13 protein-coding genes are annotated in these 22,718 nt (G+C 40.5%); 10 read left to right on the top strand and 3 right to left on the bottom strand.

Translation table 11 applies throughout. From position 1 onward, the window contains the following. The first annotated feature begins 349 nt into the window (after positions 1-349). Positions 350-1,156 (top strand): alpha/beta hydrolase, encoded by an 807-nt coding sequence (locus tag Q0954_RS24865; RefSeq protein WP_299461577.1) that lies wholly within the window; start codon positions 350-352, stop codon positions 1,154-1,156. A gap of 72 nt (positions 1,157-1,228) precedes the next feature. On the opposite strand, the gene Q0954_RS24860 is transcribed toward Q0954_RS24865, so the two are convergent. Beyond that, entirely contained in the window at positions 1,229-2,107 is an 879-nt protein-coding gene (locus tag Q0954_RS24860) for a leucine-rich repeat domain-containing protein (RefSeq protein WP_299461575.1), read from the bottom strand. 69 nt (positions 2,108-2,176) lie between these two features. Beyond that, positions 2,177-3,190 carry a protein phosphatase 2C domain-containing protein gene (locus Q0954_RS24855; RefSeq protein WP_299461573.1) on the bottom strand — a complete coding sequence of 338 codons (1,014 nt, stop codon included), beginning with the start codon at positions 3,188-3,190 and terminating at the stop codon, positions 2,177-2,179. Positions 3,191-3,982: 792 nt separating this feature from the next. On the opposite strand from Q0954_RS24855, the gene gltB reads away from it, so the two are divergent. Beyond that, positions 3,983-8,440 (top strand): glutamate synthase large subunit, encoded by a 4,458-nt coding sequence (gene gltB, locus Q0954_RS24850; protein ID WP_299461571.1) that lies wholly within the window; start codon positions 3,983-3,985, stop codon positions 8,438-8,440. Between the two features lie 374 nt (positions 8,441-8,814). Here gltB and Q0954_RS24845 read toward each other — a convergent pair whose 3' ends face one another. Next, the gene (locus Q0954_RS24845; RefSeq protein ID WP_299461569.1) at positions 8,815-9,327 is read right to left on the bottom strand and encodes a DUF2911 domain-containing protein; all 513 of its coding nucleotides are present in this window, start codon (positions 9,325-9,327) and stop codon (positions 8,815-8,817) included. Positions 9,328-10,568: 1,241 nt separating this feature from the next. Between Q0954_RS24845 and Q0954_RS24840 the strand changes: the two genes are divergently transcribed. The 8 genes from Q0954_RS24840 (at position 10,569) to Q0954_RS24805 (ending at position 22,647) form a co-directional block, all read left to right on the top strand. Continuing rightward, positions 10,569-12,743 carry a TonB-dependent siderophore receptor gene (locus Q0954_RS24840; protein ID WP_299461567.1) on the top strand — a complete coding sequence of 725 codons (2,175 nt, stop codon included), beginning with the start codon at positions 10,569-10,571 and terminating at the stop codon, positions 12,741-12,743. 30 nt (positions 12,744-12,773) lie between these two features. Then, the gene (locus Q0954_RS24835) at positions 12,774-15,227 is read left to right on the top strand and encodes a tetratricopeptide repeat protein (RefSeq protein WP_299461565.1); all 2,454 of its coding nucleotides are present in this window, start codon (positions 12,774-12,776) and stop codon (positions 15,225-15,227) included. Positions 15,228-16,457: 1,230 nt separating this feature from the next. Then, a complete protein-coding gene (gene rpoN / locus Q0954_RS24830) occupies positions 16,458-17,936 on the top strand; it encodes an RNA polymerase factor sigma-54 (RefSeq protein ID WP_299461563.1) in 1,479 nt (492 codons plus the stop codon). A gap of 145 nt (positions 17,937-18,081) precedes the next feature. Continuing rightward, complete coding sequence (locus tag Q0954_RS24825) at positions 18,082-18,804, top strand: hypothetical protein (RefSeq protein ID WP_299461561.1); 723 nt, start codon at positions 18,082-18,084, stop codon at positions 18,802-18,804. A gap of 36 nt (positions 18,805-18,840) precedes the next feature. Then, positions 18,841-19,641, top strand: coding sequence for an enoyl-CoA hydratase-related protein (locus Q0954_RS24820; RefSeq protein ID WP_299461559.1), 801 nt, complete (start codon positions 18,841-18,843; stop codon positions 19,639-19,641). A 793-nt stretch (positions 19,642-20,434) separates the two neighbouring features. Next, entirely contained in the window at positions 20,435-21,007 is a 573-nt protein-coding gene (locus tag Q0954_RS24815) for a TetR/AcrR family transcriptional regulator (protein WP_299461557.1), read from the top strand. A 97-nt stretch (positions 21,008-21,104) separates the two neighbouring features. Further along, entirely contained in the window at positions 21,105-21,944 is an 840-nt protein-coding gene (locus Q0954_RS24810; protein WP_299461555.1) for an SDR family oxidoreductase, read from the top strand. A 97-nt stretch (positions 21,945-22,041) separates the two neighbouring features. Continuing rightward, positions 22,042-22,647, top strand: a complete 606-nt coding sequence (locus Q0954_RS24805) for an SDR family oxidoreductase (RefSeq protein WP_299461553.1) — start codon at positions 22,042-22,044, stop codon at positions 22,645-22,647. The last annotated feature ends 71 nt before the right edge of the window (positions 22,648-22,718 follow it).

Raw genomic sequence — 22,718 nt, 5'->3', positions numbered from 1 at the left:
TTCGGCTATTTTTTAACAAAGTATAGCCTCAAAAGATGAGGTTAAGAATGCGTATTTATTTTGGTACCATTCCTAAGCTGAGACAGTAATAAACTTTACAAGTCTTCAAAGACTTTAAGCCAATCATTCAAATAAAAAAAGAAAACGTTAGGTTTTTCATTCCTAATTGTTCAGCTTTGCACCATCATTCACATGATAAAACGGAGCCATTACACAAAGGTCTTATGACCTGAGTATAATGGTTTTTTTATTTTACAAATATTCCATTAAATCCCCTCGCTTGCCGAGCACAATTTCTCTAAATTATTCTTATATTAGAGCAAGCTATTTCACCTCTAAATAATGACCCATGCGAACAACAACAAACGTGTTATATGTAAAAAGCCCTGATGCTGACCCAAATTTACAGTCTTTGGATATTTATTCGCCCGATGAGACCAACAATGCTCAGCCCACAATACTATGGGTACACGGGGGTGGCTGGATGACAAGTGACAAACAAAAAGAGGTGGCAGATAAAGCAGCTTTTTTTACTCAGTTGGGCTATGTATTCGTATCGGTCAATTACAGGCTCTCGCCTGATGTGCAACACCCTGCTCATACTCAAGACGTTGCCCAAAGTATTGCTTGGGTGCATCAAAACATTGAAGGCTATGGTGGCAACCCACAACAAATCATATTGGTGGGGCACTCGGCAGGAGGGCATATAGTAGCATTGTTGGGTACCAATGCCCGGTTTCTGCTGGAGTTAGGGCTTGACCCACAAATCATCAGGGGGATATTGGTGGTAGATGGGGTAGGGTTTGACGTGGAGTCGCGCATGAGACGACAACAAAAGAACTTCTCGCGTATGTATACTCAAGCTTTTGGAAGCCATGAAGAAGATTGGACAGATGCTTCGCCAGTGTTGCATGTAGGCACGCACACCTATACGCCTCGTTTTCTAATGCTTTGTGCCGACCATAGTAACCAGGCGCCAGTAGCGGCACACATTTTTTCTGAAGCCCTCAAAGCAGCCAAAATTCCGGCACAAGTCACCGTCATTTCTAACAAAGACCATGGAACTATTAACACCGATATAGGCAAATACAAAGAAGTAATTAATATGGTCATAGAAGATTTTCTGAAAGAATGTTTTTTAGTGGACAGTCAGTAGATTCTATAGGGACAAGCGACAAGTCACAAGTGTACCCTACTCCACAAGTAGCTACATTAAAATAAAAACTTTTCAAAACTTCTTCCCTAATAAAAAAATCATTACAGTGAGCTTAAACTGAAACAAGCGTTGTGCTTCTTCTATTTGTGCTGGCTCCATTGGGTTATCTTGTATCTCAAGACATACCAGGTTTTCGGATTGGTACAGGTGTTTGGGTACTTGTTCAAACTGGTTTTGAGAAAGGTAAACGGTTTCCAGTTTTTTGAGACGACCAATCTGGGCAGGTAAATCAGTCAAACGATTACCACTTAGGTTGAGCTCTTTCAGTCGCTTCAATTTGCCAATAGTTGCAGGTATTTTGGTGAGGCAATTGTTTGCCAGGTTTAGTTTTTCAAGCTTGGCAAGCCGTCCGATCAATGTAGGAAACTCGTGCAATTGATTGTTGCTTAGGTTGAGTTCAGTCAATTGTTTGCATTTTTTAAGGCTATCAGGCAATTGTGATAATTGATTATCTGCCAGCGACAATTGCTTGAGTTTGCCCAGGTTGCCAAAGTCATCGGGCAACGTAGCCAATCCATTTGCCGAAAGGTCGAGTTGTTCAAGGGCAGCCCAGGCAGTGTCAATCTCTGGTATTTTGTCAAAACTATGCCTGGTAAAAGTAAGTGCTTGCAGGTGAGGCAAGCGAAGCAGTGCTTCGGGGAAACGCTCAAACAAATAACGGGGAGGTTGCAGATGGTCGCCCTCCAGGTGAAAAGCCGTAAGGTCTTGAATAGGTGGAATAATACTGTGTTGAACGCACAAAGTTTTTTTGTAAAAGTCATTACTCATCAACTCATGCAAATCTGCTGGGACTCCTTGCCCCCTCATGAGCTGAAAAGCCAAGGTTACATTTGCCTTGTCGCTGCTTTGTAGCAATTGTTTGATCTTTTGGGTATATTCGGTTGCCTGCATTGTATTAGATTGTTTATTTAAGCTTCAAGTAACAAGCGGTTAACATCAAGTATTTTTGTCAATAATTTGTCACTTTTGCGAAGCCTTCGCTAACAACTTCCTGATGTTTTTATACACTTCCTGGTCGTTTAACTTAGCTTTACCAAAAGCCTGTAACAAACGCTCTATTGTAACAAGGTTAGGTATTATAGTGAGGTCATCTAACACTTGTAGCCAGCGCAAAGCCTCTTTGGTAGCTGCCTTGAGTAAACTATGGTGGGTGGCTTCAAAAATAGTACAAGTCAAGGCAGATATTTGCATATTGGCAGGCAATGTTTGCGTTGAACACTCGATTTTCCATTGATCAAATACTGTGGCAAAACTGTTAGGTGCATCATTTCGGCGCAAAGCCACCACACTCGCATCGTCCTGATATTGAGGTATATATTGCTTAAAAACCTGCTCGGTACCGTGGGCAAAATTGGTGTAACGCCACAGCTGTATCAGGGCAGAGGCAGGCACCACAGAGTAAAACCCGTCTGACATCAGCCAACAAGCATCACCCGGTAAAAATGGCTGAGTTTGTATGTCAAAATGTACTACCCCAGCCCCCAATGCCTCAGTAATATAACTACGATTATAGGTTTGTCCGCCTACTGTTTCCGTTTTTTCTACCGAATCATCTTGAGTAAGCTGGACAAGAGTACCTTCGTGTTGAAGGTACAATCGGGAGTCGCCCACTGAAGTAAAATACAACAAAGAAGCCCCTACCTGCCATACTGTAGCCACAAAAGTAGTCATCATTCCCCGACAATTGGCAGAGGTTTGATGTACTCGTTGGTTGGCGTGTTGGGCCGCCGCCCGCATTCTTGCTTTAATGTCGGTTTGGTCAGGATTATCGCCAAAGTGTGCCAAAAAAGCATCCACTGCAGTAGTCGAAGCTTTATAATCGCAAGGTTTGCTGCCTACTCCATCAGCCAAAGCCATCACAGCCAAAGTTTGAGTAGTTTCTTTCAATATTTTGCAATGGCAAGCATCCCCATTTTTAGCTTTGTCGGCTTTCGCCAAAGAGGTGCTAAAAGTTTGAAATAGAGGTATATTCATTGAATTACGATTTAGTTGTTTATGAGTTGAAGCTCAGGGGCAAGCTTTAAGCGACAAGTCGCCAGTATACTCTGTTTAACTATGTTGAGCTAAGTAAGTAGCAGTAAGCAATTAGCTATAAGCTACAAGTAAAGATAACTCTCTCATAATATGATAGTTATACTTGCATATTAGGTGTATTTAATTTTGTCTTGGTACATAATCACAGCAATCTGCTATAGATTCGGTAACTAAAAACTCTTGTATCACGTTGATTTTTTTTATGAAAAAAGTGGTTTGGAAGTTTTTAGAGTATAATTAAATATTAAAACCGCTGATTTATCTTTAAAATAACCAATACTCATCAAGGCATTAACCTGATAAGCCCAACCCTAACGCACATTTGTTACCTACAAAACAAGCCCAGATGCTTTTGGGCGCTGGTTTGTGACTTACCAGTAATCCATTATCAAAAAATGTAAAAAATGCCTAATACTTACCTGTTAAAATATAACGCTTTGTTGACATTGTTATACTGCTAAATAAAGCTTTTATTTCTATTTAAAATAGTCGCTATTTTTCTTGGAACTATTTTGTTGTTTTTCTTTTAATTATTGAATAATACAATTTATAATTAATAAAATTATATTTTGTTTGATTTGTAAAATCAAAATAAAATATTGTAATATAGCTCGAAAACAAAATACTTTCTTTTAATTGTACTAATAATTCCTTACATTAAGCTTCCTTTTTATATACCTACCTTTTATATAAATATATCAATAATTATATTACTGATAATACTATTTTATTATGCAATTCTACGATCCAAATTATGAAAAATCATCTTGTGGGGTTGGGTTTATAGCCAGCCGTCATACAAACTATAGTTATGAAATTATACAACAAACCTTACACGCACTTAAGTGCGAAGAACATCGGGGGGCATGCAGTGCCGATCAGGTAACAGGTGATGGAGCAGGCGTAATGCTCGACATACCCTTTGAGTTATTAGGTTACGAACGTCAAACTATAGCCTTGGCTACCTTGTTTGCCCCTCAAAACCGTGAAAGAAGACGCAAATCGCTCCGAATATTTGAAGACACCTTTGCTTTTATGGGAATGAAAGTGTTAGAATACCGAGAAGTTCCTGTAAACCCCGAAGTGCTTGGCGAAGAAGCCCGCAAAGGAATGCCCTACATTATGCATGCCATCTTAGACCGTCCTGCACATTGCCGAACCAACACCTCTTTTGATAAATTACTTTATGTAACCAAACAATATACCCGTACCAAACTCCAGCAAAGTGAGGCTTGCGAACTGTTTTTTGCCTCCTTATCGGCAAACACTGTAGTATACAAAGGACTGTGCAAGTCAAAAGATCTTGATAGGTTTTACCTCGATTTGCAAAACACTGCTTTCAAGAGCCGCTTTGGTTTGTTTCACCGCAGGTTTAGCACCAATACTACCACCTCCTGGGACAAGGCTCAGCCTTTTCGTCTGATTGGACACAATGGCGAAATCAATACCATTACGGGTAACCGTTCGTGGGCATTGTCCAGAGAAATGACTTTGGGGCTTTTTGAAGGTGAACTATTAACACACGAAGGGGTCAGCGATTCGGGGAGCCTCAACGAAATGGTAGAGGCGCTCAAGTATCGCAGTAGTATTCCACGTTTGGGAGAGATTTTGGCGATTATGATGCCCCCTGCCCATCAAGACAGCTCTTTCTATAAATTTTGGAGCAGGGTAATGGAGCCCTGGGATGGTCCGGCATTGATTACTTACTCAAACGGGCGAAGCCTGGGGGCTCGACTTGACCGAAATGGTTTCAGACCCTGCCGCTGGGCAATGACCAACGATTTCTTTTACCTTTCTTCCGAGGCAGGCTCTTTTCAGGTCAATGAAAAAGACATTTTACAAAAAGGAACCTTACAAGCGGGCACTGGGGTACATTTTAACCTCAACACGGGCAAAGAAGACTTTACCGACCCTAGCCAAACACCCGAAAATTTTGACGTACATTTTGATCACCGCACCTTTACACTGCCTTACAGCGACACTGAACAGGAAACGCCCCATCATTTGCACAAAAAGCACTTGTTTAATTATACTAAGGAAGACTATTCAAAAATACTTATTCCTATGATCACCGAGGGCAAAGAGCCCATAGGTTCCATGGGAGATACAGCACGTTTGGCGGTTTTTTCAACCGAACCCCGGTCATTTTTTGACTATTTTTGCCATAATTTTGCCCAGGTTACTAACCCACCCCTTGACTACCTGCGGGAGCGCTATGTAACCGACTTGAAAACCTACTTGGGGAGGCAACCCAATATTTTCGCCAAAAAAGACTTGATACCTCCTCCAATGGCGCTAGAGTTACCCAGCCCTGTGTTGAGTCTCAAGCAGATGGAATATGTAGAAAGCCTAAGTGCCTTCAATACTTCTTCAAAGGTAATTTCAAAGGTATTTGATATTAGCTTTAAGCGGGAGTATGGAGCAGTAGGTTGCCAAAACCGTTTAGACCAACTCAACAAAGAAGTAAAAAAGGCCATTGTAGAAGATGATGTGTCAGTGGTGATTTTGAGCGACCAAAACGCCGATTATGACCACCCACCTATTCCGGTATTGCTTGCCTTGCGCAGCGTAGTAGAGCATATGCGTCAATCGGGCTTGCGCCTCAAGTTTTCTTTGGTCATTCATTCGGGCGAAATACGTACGACTCACCATGTAGCCACCACCATAGGCATGGGAGCCGCCGCAGTATGTCCTTACCTTGCCCTGGAGGTAGCACGTTACGAAGACGATAAAAAACTGGCAAAACTATCGCCTAGTCAAAAAGAACAAAACCTAATCAATGCTTATGAAAACGGTCTGCTGAAGATTATGTCTAAAATGGGCATTTCGGTGGTGCGAAGTTATCAAAGCTCTCAGCTGTTTACCTCCATTGGCGTAAGCTGTCAGCTTATTGAACGCTACTTTAGTGGGGTTACCTGTGTGCTCAGTGGTATTGCCCTCAAGGGCATTGTAGACAATGTACTACGCAATACTGAACAGGCAAAACAAGCCGAAGAAGCCAACAAACTCATCAACAATTACCTGTTTAAAGAACATGCACGTGGACAGGCGGGCGAAAAACATGCCATGACCAATGTGCGCTCCAAGGTAGTGCATGAGTTGGTACGTAGCGAAGGCGATGCTGCAACTGACCAAAAACTCTATAATGATTATCTGGAACTGGGGCACAACGACGAGCCAGTACACATCCGTCATTTGTTTCAACTAAAACCACCCCCCAAAAAAAAAGAAAACAAAGAGGAAAAAAAAGGTAAAGTACAGTCAAAAGAAGACATCATGCGTAAGTTTGGCTCTGGTGCTATGTCTTTTGGAGCATTAAGTGCCGAAGCCCAGCGCGATATATTTTTGGCAATGCGCGAAATAGGTGGCAGAAGCAACAGTGGCGAAGGGGGCGAAAACCCTTATTATTACACCGAAGGCATTTCGGCTACTGCCAAACAAGTAGCTTCGGGTAGGTTTGGGGTCAATGCTTTGTATCTGGTGTCGGGCGATGAAGTACAAATAAAAATAGCCCAGGGAGCCAAACCAGGAGAAGGTGGACAGTTGATGGGTAAAAAAGTCAATGACGAAATTGCCTTTGCCCGCCATTCGTCAGAGGGAGTAGACCTGATATCGCCTCCTCCTTTGCACGACATTTATAGTATAGAAGATCTTAAGCAGCTCATTTATGAGCTTAAGCAACTCAAACCAGGCATTAAAGTAACCGTAAAATTGGTATCAGGAGCTGGTATAGGCACCGTAGCTGTTGGGGTAGCAAAAGCCGGGGCTGATGTGATTCATGTGTCAGGTGGCGATGGTGGCACGGGAGCCGCCTCGCTCTCTTCGATGAAGCATGCAGGCTTGCCCTGGGAGTTTGGCTTGTGGGCAGTACATCAGGCATTGGTGCACAACCAGTTGCGGGGTGGGATAGTGCTCAGAACCGACGGTAGCCTTGCTACAGGCAAAGACGTTGTCATGGCGGCTATCTTGGGCGCCGAAGAGTACGACTTCGGCAAATTGCTACTCATTGCCCAAGGTTGTGTAATGGCAAGGGTATGCGAAAAAAACACCTGTCCTACAGGCATCGCCACCCACGCCGAGCGGTTCAAGGCAAAGTACAAAGGCACCAAAGAACACATTGTAAAGATGATGCGTTTTATTGCCGAAGATGTACAAAAAGAATTAAAGGCAATCGGGCAGCTGTCGCTGGAAAGCATCATTGGTAATACTGATTTGTTGGGAGCCAACCCCGCCCATGCGGAGCTTATCAGAGAGAAAGAATTGGACTTGGGCTTTTTCTTATCAGAGCCCATTCCTTACGATCCACTTACCCAACATTTTGACAGCCCTTTTGTAGATGAAGTAAATATGCTCAATCAAGAGATGCTAAAAACTACGCTGGTGAGTTTAAGTCAAAATGTGCCCATTTCGCTCAATTATGATATTATGGCGGTAGATCGTGCCGTGCTTGCCACCCTTGCCGGGGCTATAGCCTTACGGCAACACCAAAACATCAGTCATCAATTTACCTCGCAAAAAGCAGACAGTGAAGCTCCCCCGCCTTATACCCAACAAATTACTGCTACTTTTACCGGAAGCGCTGGACAGGGCTTTGGGGTATTTATGGTAGACAACCTGGATGTTACGCTTTATGGCGAAGCCAACGACTCAGTAGCAAAGGGCATGTCGGGCGGAAAAATGGTTATTCGCCCTCACCGAGAAGCTACTTTTGCTGCCGAGCATAACGTAATTATTGGCAATTGTGCCTTGTATGGAGCAACTGGAGGCACCCTGTTTGTCAATGGTTTGGCGGGCGATCGTTTTGCGGTGCGTAACAGTGGAGCTCTTGCGGTAGTAGAAGGGGTAGGCTTGCACGCTTGCGAGTATATGACTCAGGGTAAAGTGATTATTTTGGGCACCACCTCTTACAACATTGGCGGAGGAATGACGGGGGGCGAAGTGATTGTGTTTGGGGAAAAAGAAAAGTTTGTCAACCAGGAATACCTCCAAAAATACCCGCTCAATAGCGAAGAGTTGAACGAACTAAAACAAGCCATTGAGCAATACCAGACCGCTACCCATAGCCAACGTGCCAAAGCGTTGCTTGCTGGTTGGGATAAAAGCCAATACGCTTTTCAACGTTATTTGCCCATAGGTATGGTAAAAAAACGTGAGGATGTGCCAGAGGTGGTAGATGTGCCTGTGGTTTAGTAACTGATGTTGCGCAGTAAGTTCCAAGTCTGCTTATTTATGTTCTATGGCTTTATGGTTGCGCGATGCGTTGCATCACTCATGTAGCAATACAACTGTCTCACCATAGAAATTAACACGACAAAGTAAATCTGCGTGACTTGAGTAAGTAGTAGCAAGTTTGGACTGCCTGGCTAACCAAAAAATCCCCCTACAATGAGCATTGTAAGGGGATTTTTTTGCTACGGATAAGTGTAAAACCAAAAAGACCTGTCCGATAAAATCGAACAGGTCAATACATCTAAATTATATTACACTTATTTACTTAACCCTTTTTCCTTTAATATTATTGAAAGACTTGATCGTCTTTATTTATATCTCTTGATTATGTAATGTTATTTCACTTCAAAAGTCAATACTAGTTTTTCCCAGTGCATTTTTACTTGATTGCCTTCAATCTTAAAAGTCAATCTTTCCTGGTTTGTACTGCTTTTTTTTGCAGTAGCTTTTACCCGCAGTGCATCTTTTGCCTTGCTGTAGTCATAAGCACCCCATTGCTTGGCTTTTTTATTAAAGATAATTGTCCACTCTTTACTTCCTGGAATGGTAAACAATGCATACTTGCCTTTTGCCAAGGTTTTGCCTTGTATTTTTACATCTTTACTTATTTCAAAAGTAGTAGCTTCGTTAGCTCCTGTACGCCATACTTTGTTATAGGGTACTAGCCCTCCCCAAATTTTGCGTCCTTTTACTGCAGGTTGAGAATATTTGATTTCAACTTTTGTACCATTAATGGTGCCTTTGGTTGTGGCAGCGGGGCTTACCCTCTTCATACCTTGGGCATAAACTATAGACAGGTTGGTAACAATCACAACAAGTAGTATAGCAAATCTTTGTAGGTTTTTCATAACAAATGGTTTGATTTAAAACACCGCCAAAGATAATTTTTTCGATTATATACTGCTGTTAATTACATGTTAAAGGTCAAAATAACAAAAAAATAACCTGGTAATCAAACTTTCAACCTAAGACCTCTTGAAAAAATCTTTTTTTAACATAATGGCTTTCAATCCTTTGACGCTGCTTTGTGGCCAATGTCTGTTATTTTTAGATAGCGGCTGTTCCTTTAAAAGCTTAACTTCCAGGCAATATTTACTTCATCATCATGAATATTTAGCCACAAAATTTTTTTGTACAAAAAACAAGAAATAGCAAATAATACCTTTGGAGCTTCTATTGAAGGGCAATGTGTAGAGTTTTCAGTGAATTACATGCATAAAAATGCAAAACTGTGTTTTGTCTATGCTTTGTCTATGGGGGTGTCTACGAATTGTCTACGCGTGTTTTCAGTCGTATGTCGGTGCATAGCGTATACTTATACAACAACCGCTATCAAAATCACCAAGGCTTTTACCAGCCAAAGTATTGTTGTATTTGTGGTCCTTCAACCCTAGATCCTTCAACCTTTTTTACTTCTTCTTGGTAAAAGCCTTTTCTTTTCTCATTACTACCTTTCAGTCAATTATTTTCCCATCTTTTCTCTTTGGAATGGTGTAAAAATAAATTTCTATAGTTTAATAAAATATTTTGTTGCTAGACGAGGCAAAAAATCGGCTAATAGCATCGCTATTCGGCTATTTTTTAACAACGTATAGCCTCAAAAGATGAGGTTAAGAATGTAAATTTATTTTGGTACCATTCCTTTGTTGATAAGCGTAAAAATACCTCTTATTTTATACCAAATAAAGTATAAAATTTGCTTCTGTTTTTACCTTAAAAAAGAACTTGCTTAACAACCTTTACAAGTACTATAATAGCGTAATTATAAGACAAGTATTTTTGGAACAAAGTCATTATTTGGCTCGTTACTACCCTATCATTCCTAATCACTTCTAAAAATTATACCATCACTTCACCTTAATAAATATCCCATCATTTATGTGGAATTATGTATTCTATGTCGATCAGGCTATTTATCAAACAATATACCTCAACTCCTAAAATAACCATCTCATGCTTTTTTACTATTGGTAGTAAATTGTATTGTAAGATCACTTCATCATAGTTACGAACATACAACTTAAAAAACGGACTAAAACATAGCCATTAGGAGTAAGATGTTTTAGTAAAATATTGAGACTATACAAACATGAAAAAAATCATCGATGCAGCGTATGTATTGCTGTTCATTACCTGTGGTGGTGCCTACGTGTCAGCCCAGGACTCAACCAACTTCAAAAAAGTTTTTGAAACAAGTGTACAATCTATTTTGGCATTGCCGCCGGAAAACACCCAGGGACAAGAGATTTATAGTGCGTCTAAGGCTACTGAAAAGTTGTTTAATGCCCCGTTGAACGCTTATGTACTTACCCAAGAAGACTTAAGCAACGCAGGTGTTAATACTATTCCCGAAGCACTTCGACTTGCCCCTGGAATCATTGTACGAGAAGCCACCAATGGTAATTTTTCGGTACACATGCGTGGGGGAGAGAATGCACCTCCTGCTTCTGGCTTTTTGTCTCGAAGTACGTTGCTATTGGTTGACGGTCGCCCAATCTACAGCCAAATTTCGGGGGCAGTTTTTTGGATTACCATTCCGATAGATGTAGAAGATATTAGACAAATAGAAATTGTACAAGGACCGGTATCGGCATTATATGGTTCTAATGCTATGACTGGGGTGATTAACATTATTACAAAAAATGCGGACTCTGAAAAAGTAAGAGTAAATTTAAATACAGGAAACTATCAAGGGGTACGAGGCAACATGGCGGTCAATCATCAGAGTACAGACGAGAAGTTGGGCATTACATTTTTGGGCAACTTTCAGCACCGTGACCGCTTTACCGATCAATATCTTTTTGCCCCTACGGGCGAGCTTCGCCCCAGAGAAACTATAGAAGATGGTAGTGGGTTTAGTTTTTTAGAGCTTATTCCTAACCCTAAACTTGCCATGAACCGTTATGGGCTCAATGCTTTTATAGAGTATAAACCCACTAAAAATGCCCAAATAGAGCTGAATATAGGGTATGAAAATTCTCAAAACCAACAAGTGGGTTTGTATCATTCTGTCATATCTATTTTTAATAGTTTTTCTGAAACCTATTATGCCCATACCCAAGTAAAATGGAACAAGCTTCGCTTACAAGGCTCTTTGCTGAGTGGCCAAAGAGAACTACCCGGTTTGTTGCCTTATGAACGCCAAGAGTGGGACTCTTCGCTAGAATATGATTTTATCCCAATCGATGGTCTGAAAATTACTCCCTTATTTGCTTATCGTCTGTTTTCTTACCGTGATTTGCCAAGAACTAATACTACTCGAAGCATATTAAATAGTACCTCTTTCAAAGGGATATGGAATATAGCAGCAGGGGCAAAGGTAGATTATAAGCTAGGTGAAAAATGGCGTTTTATAGGGAACGTACGTTTTGAGAGGTTTCGAAAGCCTGAGAATATGTATACTTCTTACCAGTTTATGACTACCTACAAGCCAGTGCCTCACCATATTTTGAGGCTGGTAGTGGGTAAGTCTAACGTAGCCCCTTCGGTATTAGGTGCTTTGACAAACCTCAATATTAGTACTCCTACTCAGTTACCAGGTTTTAATGCCTTAGAGCTAGAAGCAAGAGGCTATAGAGAAGGCGAAGGGCAACTCAATAGTCAAAACATTGTGGAGTTGGGTTACCGCAATAAATTGGGTGCTCACTTTAGTGTAGATTTTTCGGCTTATTATAGCATTACCCAAGACTATGCCCGAAACGTAATCACCAGTGTGACAGTAGCCCCACCTGTCATTCGCACCCGATCACACGTGTTAAATGTAAAAGATCGGTTGGTTCAGCGAGGGGTAACGTTTAGTATTCGTTACCAGGACAAACGCTTTAAGATAGAGCCTTTTATATCGTTGCAGCGTTCCAATATAGATAACTTCTCACCTTACTTGAATACACCAGAGGTAGACTCTGTCCGAAATATAGAAAATACCATGAACATCGAGCATAAGGCAACCCCTATGGTATACGGTGGCTTTGTGGCAAACTACAATTTTTTGAAAAAGTTCAATGCCAATGTCAATGGTTATTTTTTTAGTAAGCACCTATTGACAGGTAACCTACTCAGTGAAGATACATCGCTTTTAGCCTCTGAAGATGTAGGGGCAGAAGTTCCTGCCACGTTTTTGATCAATGTAAAGTTGAGTTACCAACTCAATCGCTACTTGAAGGTATTTGGGAGTGCTCGAAATTTAATGACCAACAAAGTCCAAAGTTATCTTACTGACACTATTCGCCCAAGTTGGTGGTTTGGGCTACACTTTACGCTTTAAAAAAAACTGCTGATAAAAACTACACGAACGATGATGAAAACTATTCAAAGATATTTATTTATGCTATGTGTGTGGCTGTCCTGTATAACCGCCTACGCGCAGTCTGTCACCGACTTAATTACCCAGTTAAATAATGCAAGCACCAATGCTGAGCAAATACTCATTACTAAACGTATTGGGGCTTATTACCAGCAGCAAAAAGCTTTTGCCAAAGCTCAAGAGTATTTTGAAAAAGCGTTGCAAAAAGAAATCAAGGAGAAGGTTACAGGGGAGACATTGGTAAAAACCAGGGGCAATATTGCTTATTGTCAGGTACAACAAAAAAAATATAAAGAGGCAATCCAGCAATACGAGGCCATGCTTGGCCATGCAAAACAGCATAAACTACGCAACAAAGAGTTAAATTTGCTAGAGAAACTTGCCTACCTGCAAACGCTCCGCAAAAATTATGAGGCTTCTTTGGAGTATACCCAACAAGTATTGACGCTGCATCAAACAACTAAAAACCCTGAAGGCATTGTGCAGGCTTACAATAACCTGGGGTATTTGTACCAGGTAAAAGGTGAAAATAAAAAATCGCTGGAAAGCTATAGGCAAGCAGTGACGTTGAGTGCAAAGTATGTAAAATCTTCGAGTAATGATCTTGAAAAAGCAACTCTTTATACCAATATGGGAGGGGCTTATTCACACCTGAGAGACTTTAAAACTGCTCATCAGTATTTTAATGATGCCCTCAAAATATACAAACGTACCGACCAGCGCGACCAGCAAGCCAAAGCGTATAATTTTCAGGCAGCTAATTTTTACATTAGTGGCAAAGGCGATGCAGCAATTAATAGAGCCCTCAAAGCAGTAGAGCTTGCCAAGGCTACTGATAGTAAAAATCATTTGTTGGAAAGCTATCAAATACTTTCGGCTGCCTATCAACAACAGCAAAACTTTAAAGATTCGCAATATTATTTAAAACTATACCAAGCGCTTAAAACTAAAATTGATCAAGAAGAGCAACAACAACAACAGGCATTGTTGCAAAAGCAGATTAATGTAGAGAAGAAAGAAAATGAGTTGAAGCAATTGTTAGCCGAAAAAGAGCGCCAAGCATCTGCGTTGAAACAGTCGCAGCTAGAAAAAGAAAAACAACAACAGGCGCTTAAGCTTAAAGAACAGGAGTTGTCATTGTTAAAGCGTAACCAAGAGCTGCAGCTTGCCAAACTGCGTGAACAAAAACTTGAAAAAGATCGGGTACAGCAGTTATTGCAACTAAGTGAACAAAAAGCCCTTGCCGAAAAACGTAAACGGGAAGTAGAGCGTCAGGCTTTGCTCACCGAAAAAGAACGCATAGAAAAGGAAAAAGAAAAAGCGGAAAAAGAAAAGCAAGAGCAGGCGCGTAACTCATTGGAAAAGCAGACTGCACTGCAAAAAAAACAGTTAGAGCAAGAAAAAGTAGTAAAGAGATACGGAATTTTTATTTTGGCATTGGCAATATTGCTCATGGTCTTTGTATTTATTGCTTTTATAGGGTCACAAAGAGCCAGGAAAAAACTGAAGACACAGTATAACGAAATAGAAAGCCAAAAGGTAGAGATAGAGAGCCAACACAAGGAATTATTAGAAAAAAATGATGAAATAGAAACACAAAATGAGGAGCTACATCAGAGTCAAGAGGAGATCATGAGTCAGCGCGATTTTATAGAAAGCAGAAACAAAGAACTAGAACACAAAAACAAGCAAATCAGTAGCAGCATCAAAGTAGCATACACCATTCAACAGGCAATCTTACCTTATCAGAAAAAGATGGATGCATTGCTTCATGAGTATTTTGTGATTTATCGCCCCAAGGATGTGGTGAGTGGAGATTTTTACTGGATAAACAAAGTAGAAAATAAAACGGTATTGGTAGTGGCAGATTGTACTGGGCATGGGGTGCCGGGTGCTTTTATGACCTTGATTGGTAAAACCTTGCTGGACAAAATTATTTTATTAAGAAAAATAACCAGCCCTGCCGAAATATTGGACAAATTGCACGATGAAATACAAGTAGCGTTGCGCCAAAACGAAACCCAAAACAACAGTGGTATGGATGTGGTGGTGCTAGTCATAGAAGTAGTAGATGAGCAGCACAAAAAAGTAACTTTTGCGGGAGCAAAAAACCCTCTTTACTATAATACCCCTGAGCATAAGATTATGAGACTCAAAGGAGATCGTAAAGGTATTGGGGGACTGCAAAACCCAGAGCAAAGCTTTAATAATCAGGAGTTGGTATTGCCCAAAAATACGATGTTATATACAGGTAGTGATGGTTTTCAGGATCAAAACAATAGAAAACGTCGGGTGTTTGGTTCCAAACGCTTCAATGAAATGTTGGAAATGCATTGCCAAAAACCCTTAGACAAACAACAAGAGTTAATAGAAGCCACCCTCGACAAACACCAGGAGGGAACCACACAACGCGACGATATTTTGATGGTAGGTCTGAAACTATAGTAGCAGCTGTTGTTTGAAAAACAAAGGATGTGTTTATATGATGACATATTTAAAAACCAGTTTCATCTTTTGGGTATGTAGTCAATGTTAGCCAAGGCACTTTTTGTTCGTCTGGGTAGGCTCATTGAGAATGTAATGGGTAGCGACACTACCTTAGTAAGTAAGTAGCAGCAAGCAATCAGCTATAAGCTACAAGCAAAGATAACTCTCTCATAATATGACAGTTATACTTGCATATTAGGTATATTTAATTTTGTCTTGGTACATAGCAGCAAGTCCTTAGATACCGATGAATATCGGTGCAATTAGCTATAAGCCACAAGTAAAGATAACTCTCTCATAATATGATAGTTATACTTGCATATTAGGTATATTTAATTTTGTCTTGGTACATAATGCAGTCAAAATAACTTCCCCATTTTAACTGTATATTTTAGTCGCTAGACATCGTTGAAAAATCGGCTAATAGCACTAGTGCAGTCAGTAGATTTTTAATAAAATAGCGTTTTATACCTGCCAGGTTTCCAAAACCTGGCAGGTATAGGCAAGTAGGTTTTTAAAATACTTGATGCAAATATTAAATTTCAATTGTCTATGCTACTGCTATTAGCCGACCATCCCTCAAGCTCGCTCAATATCCACTGGATATTGCCGTGCCTTGTCTAGCGAAAAAATATTTACTTAAATTTGCTGACATTATTTCGGCAACATTACTTAAAGAAATGGCATGGGTGCCAAAAAACAACTTTTGCCTCAACTTGGTAGCCCCAATTAAGAATAGTGACTAATTTTTCTTCAAACTTTCCATATTTTTACACCCTTTTTTCTTTTTTTACGTCTGCAAAGTATCTTGGTGTCAATATTACTACAAACAACACTTTTGCTCAAGCTTGTTCCAGGTATAAAATATTTTCATAAAGGGACATTCATCAGGAAATATCTGTTTATTTTGTCAGTAAAATGATCAAATTATCTGACAAAAAGTGAATTATTGTGTCCAATAGATATGTGAATAAAAAGTTAGATTAACAGTGGGTTTGTTCTGAACTGCTCAACTCATCTGCTAAATTATTTTGCGAATATTGTTTTAAGTTTTGGATTAATAACTTATTTTAGCAAAAAAATCGCCTTTCTAGCAATAATTATACCAGCGATAAATTTTCTGGTACGGTTTTTACACAGTACTAGAATAACTTTGACACCTTTAAAAATTAACAGGAGATTTCACTTATGCTAAAACAAAACCTAAGCACATCACTCGTACAGAAACTGTCTCCACAGCAGATTCAGTTTATCAAGTTGCTACAGATTCCTACTGCTGAGCTTCATACCCGCATCGAAGAAGAGTTAGAGATTAACCCCATACTGGAAGAAGGAAGAGAAGAAAAAGAGAAAGAAAAAGATGAAATGTCTAATTCTGACACCTCAGACAACGACGATGAGGACTATGATGAGCAGCCAGAGGTAGACATGGAGGAAGAAATCAGCATAGAAGACTACCTCCACGAAGAGGAAATGAACGGCTATAAAATGTATGGCGATGGCGCTTCACGCGAAGAAGATAAAGAAATACCTTTGCCCATGAGTACTACCCTCAACGATAGCCTCCTGATTCAATTAGGCTTTTTGGGACTCGATGAGCGTCAAAAAACCATTGCCCAGCAACTCATCGGAAGCATAGATGGCGATGGCTACATTCGTCGGGCTATTGAAGCCATTGTAAACGACCTGGCTTTTTCGCAAAATGTAGAAACCACTGAAGAAGAAATAGAGCAAATACTCAACAAGGTTCAATATTTTGATCCTCCAGGCATTGCCGCCCGAGACTTGCAAGAGTGTTTGATGATTCAGCTTAAGCGCCGTGATGACGACGGAGAAGTAAGCGAAGCTGCGATGAAAATTGTAGAAAACTGTTTTGAGGAGTTTACCAAAAAACATTACGATAAAATAAAGAAAAAGCTGGATGCCAGCGACGAAATACTCAAAAAAGCAGTAGATACTATTACCAAACTCAACCCCAAACCCGGCGGAGAGTCGGGCAGTTCTTTTGCCCAACGCCAATACATTATTCCTGATTTTATTCTTGCCAACAACAACGGTAAACTGGAGCTTTCGCTCAACTCGCGCAATGCACCTGAGCTGCGCATTAACCAAACCTACGCCGAAATGCTGGATACCTACAGCAAGAGTGATAAAAAAGACAAGAAAATAAAAGAAACGGTGACGTTTGTAAAGCAAAAGTTAGATGCTGCTAAGTGGTTTATAGACGCCATCAAGCAACGTCAGCAAACTTTGCTCAGAACAATGAACGCCATCATAGAGTATCAGTACGAATTTTTCCTGGAAGGCGACGAGAGCAAATTCCGCCCAATGATTTTGAAAGATATTGCCGATAAGATCAGCATGGATATTTCTACCATATCAAGGGTGGCCAACAGCAAGTCTATCCAAACCGATTTTGGAATTTATCCACTTAAATATTTCTTCTCTGAGGGTATTTCTACCAAAACAGGCGAAGACGTAAGCAGCCGTGAGGTAAAACATGTATTGAAAGAGTTAGTAAACTCAGAAAATAAGAAAAAACCTCTTTCTGATGATAAACTGGAAAAGTTGCTCAAAGAAAAAGGCTATAAAATTGCCCGACGTACTGTGGCAAAATACCGCGAGCAATTAGGAATTCCTGTAGCTCGTCTACGAAAAAAGTTGTAATCTTGTAATCAAATAACTTATTTTGTTTGTTACTAGGTAACCACTCAAAAGTAAGCTTACTTATTTTGACCCAAAACCCGATGCACGGGGATTGAGTAATAGGTAACTGTACGCTGGTGGTTGCTCAAAATAAAAACAAGTTGGTGTGATTTCAAGAAAACAAATATTCCCCTATAATCCGCAAAAAGATATAAACAGCCAGCGAGTGGCTTACTTCATATCGCTGGTCTTACATCCTTTGTTGTTGCCCTCTATACTGTTGGCAGTGTTGTTTTATTTTACTTCTCCTACAGTAGCCCCAGTGAGCCATTCGCTCAAACTTCCTTTTTTGGGCATTATCTTTATTATGACTTTTGTATTTCCAATGTGCACTGCCGCTATATGGTTGTTGTCGCGCCAAATACAAACCCCTCAACCCAAATACCAAACAGAAGACGAATCTTTGGAAACCTATTCAGAGGTAAACCTGCACATGCAAAACCGCCAAGACCGACGCTGGGTATTTGTATTCACCAGTTTGATCTATGTAATAGCTACAGTACTGTTTGAAATAAAAGCTCAAAACCCTTTTATCACTCTAGTGTTGGCAAGTGTCACCCTCTCTTTGCTTTTACTTACTCTTATTACTTTTTTTTGGAAGATAAGTGCCCATAGTGTGGGTATGAGTGGTATACTAGGCATATTGCTTGGCTTTAATTATCGTCTGGGCGAAAGTGCGTTGTTTTACCCTATCTTGATTGCCACTATATTGGTGGGGGTGGTTATGACAGCTCGCCTTTACCTTGATGCACACAGCCCCGCACAAGTAGCTGCTGGTTTTTTCATGGGCTTTGTAGTAAACTTTATCACTGTGCTGGTACTTTTGTAGTCTTTGCCAATATTTCCACCCTTAAAAATATTTTGAATGAACACCGAAAAAACTGCCGATTACCAGTGTATTTTATATCAGGTAACCGACAATACCTGCACTATTACCCTCAATCGTCCGAAGGTATACAACGCACTTAACAACCAACTATCTGCCGAACTGGTGCAAGCCCTTAAGGTAGCTGCCAAAGACACCAACGTAAGGGTAGTTGTGCTCACTGGCGCGGGCAAAGGGTTTTGTACCGGACATGACCTTAAAGCACCCGAAAACATGCAAGGAAGAGCACCTTCTGAGATCATCAATCAAAACTACAAACCCATAATAGAAGCATTGCGTCACCTTGCCAAACCCGTGATTTGTCGTTTGAACGGGGTAGCAGCAGGGGCAGGTTGTTCGTTGGCGCTTGCCTGCGATATGATTATTGCCAGCGAAGATGCAAGTCTGGTGCAGATATTTGTAAATATAGGGCTGGTAATGGACGCGGGGGCATCTTATTTCTTGTCACAACTTTTGCCCCGAAACAAGGCTTTCGAACTTGCCGCCAAAGGCACACCACTTACTGCTGTGGAGGCTGAGCAGTGGGGGATTGTAAATAGGGTAACATCTGCTGAAACCCTAGACGAAGTGCTGGCAGAAGAACTGGCCTATTTTGCCCACGCGCCTACCAAGGCTATAGGTATGATGAAGCGTTTACTCAACCAGGCGTATCAATCAGACTTATCCCACATGATAGAGATGGAAGCGACTTACCAAGACCACGCCTCCAAAACTAAAGACCATACCGAAGGCATTATGTCTTTTATTCAAAAGCGTAAAGCAAACTTTCAAGGCAAGTAGCATTCCTGCTTATTCTTTTAGGAACGTGATCGCAATAACTGTCCGGTTTAGAACATATCCTCTTTCCTGACTTTCGTTACTTTTATTGTCCGTGGTACCGTCCCACGGTCTGGCTCAACATCCCCCGGATGTTGCCTTGCCCGCAAAAACTGCCTCAGTCAGCCTTGAGTTTATGCCCTCAATCTCGACACTTATTTTGAACATGTTCCTTAGGCTAAACTCCATTGTATTTTTGTACTTTGCGTGTTCATTATTTGCCTGAAATCCATGCGGTAACCTCTTGAATGTTGCAAGAGATGTATTGCACCTACGTGAGGGCTATTCTTACCAAAAAAAGGTGAGATTTGCTTGTGCTGACAGATTTATGTAGTTGATAGTCAGTAGCTTGATAAAAAAATATCGAAAAAATAAAAAAAATAACTCCACTGTGGCATATTTCTTTAGTATATGAGTCCAAGTATAAATTAGTAGACGTAAGCAAAGATATGTAATGGTCTTATGCAGGTTATTTTTGCAAGACTCAAGGCTTATGGGTACATAAGGCAAACAGAGAGAGTAAGCCATACTGACCCTATAGGAAGAAATTTCTCATAAAACCTTTTCCCTGGCAATTGTACTACTTGTACACTGGCTAACTCATAAGCTTTGGAGGATTGTTAATCTTATCAAAATTACACCACCCAAATAGCTGTATCATTCGCAAGATGTGGCTATTTGGGTTTTTTTATGCTCTATTTGTGAATAAATATTCATTTTACTTGTATAGTGAATAAATGTTCACTATCATTGCATCGTGAGAGTTAAAGATGAGCGAAAAATAGAGGTAATTTATGAGGCGACACTCCACTTAATTCAGGAAGTGGGCATTGCTGGTATTACGGTAGCCAAGATTGCTAAGGAGGCTAAACTAGCCACTGGAACAGTATATATTTATTTTAAAAATAAAGAAGAGCTAATCAATCAACTTTATCTTCATCTAAAAAAACAAACTACCGAAAACCTGTTTGTAGGCTTTGATCCTGCCGAACCTATCAAGGTGTGCATGAAAAAGCTATTTGTCAATGCTTTGAAAAACAAAATGGCAAGCTTCAAAGAAGGGGTGTTTATGGAGCAATATTACCACTCGCCTTATATTAGCCAGGAAGCAAAACAAATAGGGCAGACCAAAATGTTGCCCATTATTGAATTAATGGAAAGAGGCAAACAAGAATTGTTGATCAAACCTATAGAAAACGAAGTATTGCTGGGTTTAATGGCAGGCTTTGTGCGTCAATTGGCACAAGCACACATAGTGCAAAAGTTTGAAATGACCTCAGAACGAATAGAGCATTCTTTTCAAGTTATCTGGGATGCTATGAAGGCATAAGTTGAGTAAAAAACTTGAAAATCAATCATTGAATATTTTTTTAACTAATAGATGAATAATTATTCATTTTAATAAACTCTAAAACCAAACAAATCAGATGAAAACAGTACTAATCACCGGAAGCTCTTCAGGAATAGGCAAAGCAGCCGTTCAGTTTTTTCAAGCTAAAGGCTGGCAGGTGGCAGCTACAATGCGTAGACCAGAGCGAGAAACCGATTTGAACCAATTAGACAATGTAAAAATATATGAATTGGATGTTACTAACAATGAGTTGGTAAAAGCAGCCATCAACCAAGCCATTCAAGACTTTGGCGGCATAGATGTAGTGATTAATAATGCGGGTTATGGCTTGGCAGGGCCTTTTGAAACCGCTTCGGAAGCTCAAATAGAGCGCCAGTTCGACACCAACCTGTTTGGCGTAATGCGGGTTACCCGCGAAGTGTTGCCTCACTTTAGAGCACGCAAAGCAGGCATGTTTATCAATATTACTTCTATTGGCGGCTTAATTACTTTGCCTTATTTTTCGTTGTACCACGGTACCAAGTGGGCTTTGGAGGGCTTTACCGAATCTCTCAGGTTTGAGTTAGACCCTTTCAATATCAAGGTACGCTTGGTAGAGCCTGGTGGGGTAAATACCGATTTTGCCAGCCGTTCGCTTGCAATGACTACCACCGATACCGACATAGAGGCATACAATGAGCACTTAGAAAAAATATTTGCAGCGTATACTGACGAAAACCGCGCTTTACAACGCTCAGCACCTGCCCAAATTGCCGAGGTAATTTATGAAGCAGCCACCAGTGAAAGTGACCAAATGAAGTATGTGGCAGGCGAAGACGCCAAACAACTTTGGCAAGCTCGTCAAAGCATGACATTGGAAGACTTTCATGGAATGATCAAAACCAATTTTGGTTTGAGCGAAAATGTAGAAGCATAAGACCTTTGGGGTGCTTTTAAGTTATCAGTTGACAGGTAAAGCACCCTATTTTTTAATTATTTAATGAATATTTATTCACTTTAAAAATACTTAACAGATGAAAACAGTACTAATCACCGGAAGTTCTTCAGGAATAGGCAAAGCAGCCGTTCAGTTTTTTCAGTCTAAAGGTTGGCAAGTAGCAGGTACGATGCGTCGTCCTGAAAACGAAACCGAGTTAAACCGATTAGACAATGTAAAACTATATGCCTTGGACGTGACCAGCAACGAATCAGTAAAAACCGCCATCCACCAGGCAATCAAAGACTTTGGTGGCATCGATGTGGTGGTAAACAATGCGGGTTATGGTTTGGCAGGTCCTTTTGAAACCGCTACCGAAGAGCAAATCGCGAAACAATACGATACCAATTTATTTGGTGTAATGCGGGTTACTCGCGAAGTATTGCCTCATTTTAGAGCGCGCAAAGCAGGTAGGTTTGTCAATATTACTTCTATTGGCGGTTTGATTGCCCTGCCTTTTAATTCTTTATACCACGGTACTAAGTGGGCATTAGAAGGTTTCACCGAATCGCTTAGGTTTGAACTTGAGCCTTTCAATATCAAAGTGCGTTTGGTAGAGCCAGGTGGGGTTAAAACAGACTTTGCCGGGCGTTCGTTGGTCATGACCAACACCGATACAGACATTAAAGACTATGACCAATAGTCCGTACAGTTTTAACAAAAATGCAAAAGGGTCGTAAAAGTTAATTGCGAAAAAAACCAAACGACCCATGC

The sequence above is a fragment of the uncultured Microscilla sp. genome, assembly GCF_947493425.1.
Taxonomy (GTDB): domain Bacteria; phylum Bacteroidota; class Bacteroidia; order Cytophagales; family Microscillaceae; genus Microscilla.
Note: the sequence above shows the minus strand (reverse complement) of the source record. Positions and strands in the feature narration are given on the sequence as shown.